Origin of the sequence: Allocoprococcus comes, from assembly GCF_013300725.1 — a bacterium.
GTDB lineage: Bacteria > Bacillota > Clostridia > Lachnospirales > Lachnospiraceae > Allocoprococcus > Allocoprococcus comes_A.
The window spans coordinates 1-9,198 of sequence record NZ_JAAIMM010000045.1; the positions used below are offsets into that span (position 1 = coordinate 1).

Genomic DNA, 9,198 nt, shown 5'->3' on the forward strand with positions numbered 1-9,198 from the left:
GTTCCTCTGATCTAAGAAAGACTTTATTTCAGGTAATGGATGTCCTAATTAAAACACATCCTCAAGATGATCCTGTTTATCAGTTCTTAGACAAGAAACGTGCTCAAGGCAAGCCTTACTATGTCTATATGACTGCAGGTACCAACAAGTTTCTAAGAATCTACTACGGACGAGTGAAAGAATATCTTTCATCTCTTCCTGAATCTTAATTATCCACTAATATTTTCAGGCCAGCACTGGTGTGGTGGTCTTATTTTGATACCCAATTTTCAACCTGTATAAAATTTTCAATGTTCTTTCAATTTAGCCTTGACTTTTTATTTGCAGGCTAATTATAATTATCATAAAAGCTTTCGTACTCCTCCGATTCAATCCACTCACTCGGTGTAAGTTCTACTGTAAGTCCTTCCAGATCAACTTCTGTTCCATCGATCAGGACAATATTTTTCAGCTCCTGTGGAAACCCCGACTCTTCATTACCGATCAGCATTCCCATATAGCTTTCGTATCCGGCACTTACTGTCACGTCATAATCAAAAATCCCAAGACCTTCCACGCACCGCACATCATAGACGCCAGCCGGCACATCTTTTCCTACTGTAAATTTATCAGATACGACCTTAGATTCTGTAAGCGGATTTGAAATTCCTGTTAAATCCATCTGTGCATTCTCTGCCATCATGTGAAGTTCCAGTGTATCCTCTACTACTACATAGCATCCCGGAAACACTTCAAAACCGCTGACTTCTTCCTGCGAATCCTCGTAATCATCTCCAAAATAATACTGCGTCCAGATATTGTTTTTACTGTCTATCAGTTCTACCCGGCCACTTCCACCATTGCAGGTCAGTGTGTAGGTTCCCTGCGGAATATGTACCCCACCTTTATAAATACCGGCCGTCAGATCTGCCTCATAGACTTCTCCGTCATCCGGCATCACTTCCTGCACATCGCTGTACGGATCATCCTCGGTGTAGCTGTCACTGTCATCATATGTATAGTCTTCAAAATAATTCTGAACCTCATGAATGATCGTTCCACCAAGCTCGCCTGCAAATGCGGCAATGATCACAAAACCGACCAGAAACTTTCCAAACTTCTTTTTCTTTTTTACCGGTCTGCTGCTTTGTTGCATTGAAGATGATGTATAACTGTAACTCTGGTTTCCTGTCTGGCTGTAGCCTGTGCCTGCGGTATTGTAGCTCGCATTTGCTGCTGAATATCCGTTACCCACCGGATTTGCTTTACCTGCTGCCGCATTCTTTGACGCCTTTTTTGCAGCTGCTTTCTTTGCATTTTTATCTGCATTCTTCGCCTTGCGCACATTTTCCCGCGTCATAGTCTTTCCTTCATACGGCTTTTCTTCTTCCGTATGTACATGTGTCAGAGACTCTTCATGACCGGAATTTTCAAGTGTCACATACTGATCATCATTCTTTGAATTATCAAGTCCGCACTCCGTGCAGATATTTCCGTTTAATTTTCCTCCGCATAAAGAACATCTTCTTCTCATTTTTACCTCCCCCGCTGCCTCTTGTCAGCTCTCCTTTTTACCGGCCAGACAGGGAGCCCGGTCATTACGGTGTAAGTCTGCTTAAATCTCTTGGGAAAAGGGTTGTCTCACGGACATTATCCTCACCAAGGAGCTGCATTGTCAGACGTTCCATTCCGATTCCAAGACCTCCATGTGGCGGCATACCATGTTTGAATGTATCCAGATAGGTTTCCAGTCCTTCTTCTGTCATCCCCCGCTTTTCAAGCTTTTCCATCAGCATGTCGTAATCATGGATTCTCTGTCCTCCGGTCGTGATCTCAAGTCCACGGAACAAAAGGTCAAAACTGAGTGTGAATTTCTCATCCTGTGGATCATCCATTGCATAGAACGGCCGCTTCTTTGACGGGTAGTATGTTACAAATACAAAATCAGAACCCCATTCTTCTTTTGCATACTGTCCGATCAGATGCTCCTCCTCCGGTTCCAGGTCATATGGGTTGCGGATCTTACGATCGTATTTTTCTGAAACCTTCTGCTTTGCCTCATCAAAACGAATTGCCGGAATTTTAGAGACATCCGGAAGTGTCACATCCAGGATTTTAAGCTCCTTCGCATAATCCTTTTTCAGAAGCTCCATCGTATACTGAAGGAAGCCCGTTTCCATCGCCATGATATCTTCAAAGCTGTCGATATAACCCATTTCAAAATCCAGGCTGGTATATTCGTTCAGATGACGCTTGGTGTTGTGTTTTTCTGCTCTGAATACCGGTCCTGTCTCAAATACTCTGTCAAAAACACCAACCATCATCTGTTTGTACAGCTGTGGACTCTGTTCCAGCACTGCCGGACGATGGAAATAATCCAGTCGGAAGAGGTTAGATCCTCCTTCTGCTCCTTTTGCTCCGATCTTCGGGGTATGAATTTCTGTAAAACCTTCTTTATACAGGAACTCTCTGAAACCTCTTACGATTCCTTCCTGAATTTTAAACTTCGCTCTTTCCCTTACGTTTCGAAGAGAAATGGAACGATAGTTCAGCTTCGCTTCCAGTGAAGTGTTCAGTTTCCACTTTGAAACTGCAAGTGGAAGGCTGTCTTTTGGCATACTGAGTACTTTTATCTCACTCAGACGGATTTCAATTCCGTTCGGTGCCTTCTCTGATTCGGTCAGTTTTCCTGTTACTTCTACTGTAGCGGCTTCTCTTAAATCTTTCAAGTCAAATTTTGTAACGCCTTCTTCGTATACACACTGGATCAGACCTTCCCGTTTTCTCAGAATCACGAAGGCGACTGTTCCCATGTCACGAATTGTATGAACGGCTCCATTTACCTTCACTTCTTCTCCAAGTCTTCCCTCTTCCAGTAATTCACTAAGCTCCAGCGTTTCTTTTTCTTTTACACCTGTCATAAATTCCATGTCACAATCCTCCTAAAATATGTTTTGCTTTTGTCAACTTCGTATTCCGGATTGGTTTTGATATGCATAAAAAAAGCCCCGGAATACTTTTTCGTATTCCGGGACGGATAATCTGATGATCCGCGGTACCACCCGCATTGAATCCTTTTGGATTCCTCTCTTACATGCGTAACGTGCATGAACCGTATTACCCTACTAAAGCACCTGTGCTTCCTGTTCAGATAATCTGCTCCAGAGTGTTCCCTTCGCCTCATTCCTCAAACAGCGCTCTCAGTCGGTGACGCCGTATTCCTGTCAAGTTCCAGAAGCAAGAGTCTCTTTCATCGCTTTGCTTTACTAAATTATTTTTAGATACTAGCACACGTTCTTTATTTTTTCAAGTATTTTCTTTTATTTTTTAATTTTTTCTCGTCAATTGTCAGTTTTTATCCTTTAAAGCCGCCAATTCGCTTTGTTTCTTTTTGTTTTTCGATTATTTTGTATGTTTGTCCACGTATTTATTCTCTGTTTTGGAGTAAACAATTTTCTGCTCTTTGTATAAACTGTAATATCCGGAAAGCAGATAGCTTACAGCAATTACGATGCAGTAAAATGGCATTCCGTTAAATCCAAACAACTCGGATGCAATCAGAAGTGATGCGATCGGGCTGTTCGTAACTGCACAAAATACTCCAACCATTCCACATGCCGCACAGATATCTGTCGGTGCTGCAAGGATCGTAGACATAAAAGAACCAAGTGTTGCTCCGATAAACAGTGACGGTACGATCTCCCCACCCTTGAATCCGGCGCAGAGCGTCAATGCCGTAAACAGCATTTTCAGAAGGAACATCTGTGGCCCTGCCGCCTCTTTAAAGCTTGCAGAAATCACACCTGTTCCAAGCCCCAGATAGGCATCCGTTCTGAGTACAAAATACAAAATGATCACTCCTGCTGCCCCTGCAACCACACGCACATACGGATTCGGAAACCATTTCTTCAGATAATGTTCCCCATTATGCAGCACAATACAGAACAGTGCTCCGGCAAGCGCACACGCAATTGCCAGAATGATCGCTTTGATCGAATCCACGCTGTAAAAATCCGGAACCGATTCTACCAGATACGGTGGAGTAACGGTCCTCACTTTCAGAAGCAGCGCAATCCCCTGTGCGGCAAATGCAGAAAATACACATGGCACAAGTGCGGCATAATACATCACACCAACACTGATCACTTCCATTGGAAATACAACCGCCGCCATCGGAGTCCCGAAAAGTGCTGAAAATGCGGCACTCATACTTGCCAGAATGATGATCTTCTTGTCACTCTCATTCAAATGCAGATATTTCGCACATACATTTCCTACACTTGCTCCAAACTGAAGCGCTGCACCCTCTCGTCCGGAAGATCCTCCAAACAGATGCGTGATCGCTGTCGATATCAGGATCAGTGGTGTCACCCATCCCGGAACCTCTTCCTCATCCGACCGGACTACTGTCAGAACCAGGTTCGTTCCGGAATTCTTCTCCTGTCCGGTAATTTTATACAACCAGACAATCAACAGACCACCAAGTGGCATCCCGAGAATGATCATCGGATTTGCTTCTCTAAATGAAGTTGCCCATACGATCGCATAGGAAAATCCACTGGCGATCAGTCCGATGAGACTTCCGATCACCCCAGACAAAATGATCCATTTCAACAATGAACCATACAGATTTTTCCATGCTTCTCCCATTTCTTTTAATTTTTCATTCATCCTTTGTTCCTCATACTCTCATTTTTCTTTAAAAAAGAATGTACCTCGGCACGCAGTGCCTTTTATTTAACAGGAAGTTCCTTCAGAATTTCCTGTTAAACAAAAAATGATGTATACACATCCTTATTCCACTTTTTATTATAGAAAATTTTTCTTTTTTTGACAATTCCAACTGACAAAGATTATTTCTCTTTTTCCAGCTGCATATGATAATCCCTGATTACATCCGCAAGCGTAACTGTCTTCAGGCTGTCCGACAGGCGCAATCAATAAAAATAATATCCGGACGAAAGCCAAATGAGATTTTCTTATAATCCTCAACAGACATTTCCTTCTCTCTGTCGATTGAAATTTTTATACGAAACTGGTATTCTATAAGAAAAAAATCGATCATTTTCATGGTCGAAGGAGGTTAAGATATGTCCGAAATTTTAGCTTTCTCAGAATCTGCCAATTCTGATCCAAAGCTTTCTACAGAACCGGTTCCCGAATCCGGAGACATCCATACAGCCACTGATGTACCACCCAAAGAAGCTCCAGCTCCGGAAACAGGCTCCCCTGAAACAACTTCAAAAGATAGCTCCGAAGAAATTACTCATGAATCCGCTTCTGAGGCAGAAACCATGTCATCGGAGGAAAAAAAGAATACTTACACGGATTTTTCATCGGAAGATTTCAAATATTCTGACGATTCCGAAAAAGATCCGTTTACCGGAGAAAAGAAAAGTTCCCACCACCGCATTTTCCATACGGCAAAGGAACTGAACTATCTGCGTGAAAAATACATTCTGGAAAAAATTCCGGATGACCAGCTTCTCGAATATCTGAAGCTTGAAGAAAAACGCCACGAACTCCAGGTACAGGAACGCAACATCCGCGAAAAGCGAATTATGAATGCCTTTATGCTGACAGTGATTCTTGCAGCAATTGTTGCAGTAGTATACAGTCTGCACGAAAATCCTACGGTACTTATCAGTATTCTGTATATTGGTGGAATCCTTGCCGGGATTCATGTCTGGAACAAGAAAAAATAAAATCCCGTATAATGAAATAACCGGACAGATTTCTCACTAATCTGTCCGGTTATTTTATTACATTTTTTTCTTTACTCTGTAGCAAACATCCCTACGTTGGCATTATCCAAATCAGGTTACGGGGCGAAGCTAAATGCTTCCTCTCAGCCTGTTCTTTATGGGCTCCCCTTGTCGTCGATTCTCATTCAATTTTATAACATGCACATAATAACCTCTGCCGGACAAGATGTCAAGCAGAGGTTATTCTCTTCTCTCTTACAACAGATTCCTTTTTTTATACATTCTGGATAAAGTTCTCGATTTCTTCTCTGGTCGGCATAACCCGAAGTGCCCCTTTTCTTGTGGTGATCAGGGATGCTGCCGCATTTGCAAATGTGAGAAGCTCTTTTAAATTCTCTTCGGTCAGCTCCTCCATTCCATGCTCCAGAATATAATCCAGGGAATTGGCACAGAATGTATCACCTGCACCGGTCGTTTCGATCGTATGCTCCTGAACAAAGCCCGGAACTTCTACCCTGAGATCTTTGTAATATGCACGGCTTCCGTCTTTTCCAAGAGTAATGAGAACCAGCGGGATCTGGTATTTCTCGCGGATCAGTCTTGCTCCTTCATCGTAATCTGTTGTTCCAAAAAGGAATTCCACTTCATTATCTGAAATCTTCAGAATATCGCACTTTGAAAGACCGTATTCGATCTCAGCCTTTGCATCATCCAGTGATTTCCAAAGCGGTGGTCGGAGATTCGGATCAAAACTTACGATACATCCTGCTTCTTTTGCCACGTCGATTGCATATCTTGTTGCTTCTTTTACGCCTTCATGGGTAGAGGAAAGTGTTCCAAAGTGAAAAATCTTTGCCGAACGGATCAGCTCTTCATCCACTTCTTCTTTTTTCAGCATCATATCTGCTCCCGGATTCCGGTAAAAAGAAAAGTCTCTGTCACCGTCCGGATAGGTATGTACAAATGCAAGTGTCGTATGTACCTCTTCGTCTATTACCAGGTTCCGTGTATCGATTCCAACTTCTTCAACCGCTCTCTTCAGCTGCTCACCAAACATATCTTTTCCAACTTTTCCGATAAATGCGGTCTTTTTTCCAAGCTTTTCAAGCATGGCAAGTACATTGCACGGTGCACCTCCCGGATTGGCTTCCAGGAGTGGATTCCCCTGTGCGCTCGTTCCATTTTCTGTAAAATCAATCAGCAGTTCGCCTAATGCAGTTACGTCATAGATCTTTTCCATATTCCTCTCCTTATAATCTTCTTGAATCTAAAGATATACATTGTGAGACGAATTACACAAAAGAACCCGTTTAAATTCAGTTGTGCAAACCATTCCGATGAACCTCTTAGGGCGAAAATCGTGTTCAGCAGAGGCTTCCACGATTTTTGAGTTTCATCTCCATTGCACAAAAAATGAATTTAAACGGGTTCTTTTGTGTAATTCGTCCTTCGAGGTTATCGGTAATAGCTTTCGATCTCATAATCTTATAAGCAAATTATACCTTGTTCCCCCGACACTTGCAAGAAGAATGTGTAATCGATATCACATTTTTTACATTTCACTTACACCTAGAGCAGGTTCAGTTTTTTCAGAACGTTGTAGATAGTTCCCTCTTTAAACGGATCGCTTAGATTTCCGATTTTCAGGAGTTCGTGGTAGCCTTTGCTTCCGCCCTGGCGGCAGAGGGCGTAGTAATCTTTCCATGCACTTTCCAGGTCTTCCTGCATTTCGCCGTAGTATTCAAGTGCTCCTACACGGGATACGGCGTAATCAATATAGTAGAACGGGCACATGAAGAGATGCTGTTTCTGCATCCAGAAGCCACCCTGTTCCATGAATTCATTGCCGTCATAATCTCTCCATGGAAGATAGATTTCTTCCAGTTCATGCCATACTTTTCTTCTTTCCATTGCGTCTGTCAGATTTTCAGCGTACACACGATGCTGGAATTCGTCTACGCATGCCATGTACGGCATTGCTTCCAGCGAATCCCACAAATATGCTTTTTTCTGTTTCTCTGCATTTTCGCCAAAGAACAGATGCATCCATGGCAATGTGAAATATTCCATTGCCATCGAATGGATCTCGCTGATCTCTGCGGTACTGAATGTCTGCGATAATACCGGAATATTGCGTGACGCTGTGTATGCTTCAAAGGCATGTCCTGCTTCGTGGGTAAGGACATTGACATCTGCATTGGTTCCATTAAAGTTTGCAAAAATGAACGGTGCCTTATATTCTTCCATAAAGTCGCAGTAGCCACCCTGCTGTTTTCCCTGTCTTCCTTCCAGATCAAACAGACGGTATTCCATCATAAAATCAAAGAATTCTCCTGTTTCTTTGGAAAGTTCATGATACATGGTTCTCGCCTTTTCCAGAAGTTCTTCTTCCGTTCCCTCCGGAACTGCATTTCCATCCGGATAGGTAAGACTTTCGTCATAATATTTTAATTCTTCTATGCCAAGTCTTTCTTTCTGTTCCTCATAAAGTTTCTGACAAAGCGGTACGATATGCTCCCGGATCTGCTTACGGAATATTGCTACATCCTCCGGCGTATATTCAAATCTTTCCATCTTCTGATACATCATCTCGGCATATCCATTAAATCCAAGGTTCTTTGCCATCTGCTGACGGATTCCGATCAGTTCCGTATAAAGGGAATCCAGTTCATCCGAAATCGATTTATACAGCTCTGCCCACTTTTCAAAAGCTTCTTTGCGGATGCTTCTGTCGGTATCCTCCATCATCTTTAACAGACCATAGAATCCAAGCTGTTCTCCGTGAAAATCTGTAACCGGTGCCGCTGCAACCTGGAAATACTTCTGAACCAGTTTGTTCTCCTGGATCTGCAGATCAGCATTACACGGATCGGTAAGCCGGACTTTGTTCTCTGCCTGTCTGGAATAAACTTCTCCGAACTCTTTTTCAAGCTCTGTTCTGTAAGAAGACTTCAGATAACTTTCATAGAATTTTTTCATTTCTACATCAATCTGTGGCTCGATCTCGAAAATATATTCCATCTCTTTTCGATAGAATTCATCATTGGTATTCTGGCTGTTGCGGATACTTGCCATGACGCGTGTCGTATTAAAGTGGCTGTTTGCATTCAGGATTGCGACAAACGCCTGATGCGCGCCTTCAAAATCTGCAGCCTCGTTAAAGTTCTTTGTTTCTTTCTGGATGGTCTGAATATACGCTTCCCCATCTGGACGTACATATTTCATCTCTGAAAATTTTTCCATCATCTTTTCCTTCTTTCCAATCTTTTTCCTCTGCCCGTCAGAATCATATTCTTTTCCCCAAAAGCAGTTCTATCCCGATTTTATCACAACTCATCCTGTGATTCCATCACCTTTTCGTACAATGTTACGAAAGAATAAAAAATCTCTTCTGACACAGCCGGATTCTTCAATCCACATCTGTATCAAAAGAGATTCTTATCTTCAGACATACAAAAGTCGGAGTGACAGGATTTGAACCTGCGACCTCTACGTCCCGAACGTAGCGCTCTAC

Annotated in this window: 6 protein-coding genes, 1 pseudogene and 1 riboswitch; of the genes and pseudogenes, 2 read left to right on the forward strand and 5 right to left on the reverse strand. The window is 42.6% G+C overall.

The window, feature by feature from the left end; all coding sequences use genetic code 11:
- A pseudogene (locus tag G4407_RS16425) lies at window positions 1-209 on the forward strand (IS110 family RNA-guided transposase); the annotation flags it as partial.
- Window positions 210-328: 119 nt separating this feature from the next.
- Here the strand turns inward: G4407_RS16425 and G4407_RS15535 are convergent.
- The 3 genes from G4407_RS15535 to G4407_RS15545 all read right to left on the reverse strand — a co-directional run bounded on the left by G4407_RS15535 (window position 329) and on the right by G4407_RS15545 (window position 4,650).
- Window positions 329-1,513, reverse strand: a complete 1,185-nt coding sequence (locus G4407_RS15535; RefSeq protein ID WP_173689602.1) for a hypothetical protein — start codon at window positions 1,511-1,513, stop codon at window positions 329-331.
- Window positions 1,514-1,577: 64 nt separating this feature from the next.
- Window positions 1,578-2,909 (reverse strand): aspartate--tRNA(Asn) ligase, encoded by a 1,332-nt coding sequence (gene aspS, locus G4407_RS15540; RefSeq protein ID WP_173689603.1) that lies wholly within the window; start codon window positions 2,907-2,909, stop codon window positions 1,578-1,580.
- A 472-nt stretch (window positions 2,910-3,381) separates the two neighbouring features.
- On the reverse strand, window positions 3,382-4,650 hold the full coding sequence (locus G4407_RS15545) for a chloride channel protein (RefSeq protein ID WP_173689604.1): 1,269 nt from the start codon (window positions 4,648-4,650) through the stop codon (window positions 3,382-3,384).
- A 419-nt stretch (window positions 4,651-5,069) separates the two neighbouring features.
- On the opposite strand from G4407_RS15545, the gene G4407_RS15550 reads away from it, so the two are divergent.
- Entirely contained in the window at window positions 5,070-5,684 is a 615-nt protein-coding gene (locus tag G4407_RS15550; RefSeq protein WP_173689605.1) for a flagellar biosynthesis protein FlhF, read from the forward strand.
- A 71-nt stretch (window positions 5,685-5,755) separates the two neighbouring features.
- A riboswitch (TPP riboswitch) is annotated at window positions 5,756-5,863 on the reverse strand.
- Between the two features lie 95 nt (window positions 5,864-5,958).
- On the opposite strand, the gene G4407_RS15555 is transcribed toward G4407_RS15550, so the two are convergent.
- Together G4407_RS15555 and G4407_RS15560 are read right to left on the reverse strand one after the other, a co-directional pair.
- The gene (locus G4407_RS15555; RefSeq protein WP_173689606.1) at window positions 5,959-6,924 is read right to left on the reverse strand and encodes a carbohydrate kinase family protein; all 966 of its coding nucleotides are present in this window, start codon (window positions 6,922-6,924) and stop codon (window positions 5,959-5,961) included.
- Between the two features lie 329 nt (window positions 6,925-7,253).
- Window positions 7,254-8,930 carry a M3 family oligoendopeptidase gene (locus G4407_RS15560; protein WP_173689607.1) on the reverse strand — a complete coding sequence of 559 codons (1,677 nt, stop codon included), beginning with the start codon at window positions 8,928-8,930 and terminating at the stop codon, window positions 7,254-7,256.
- Window positions 8,931-9,198: the final 268 nt, after the last annotated feature.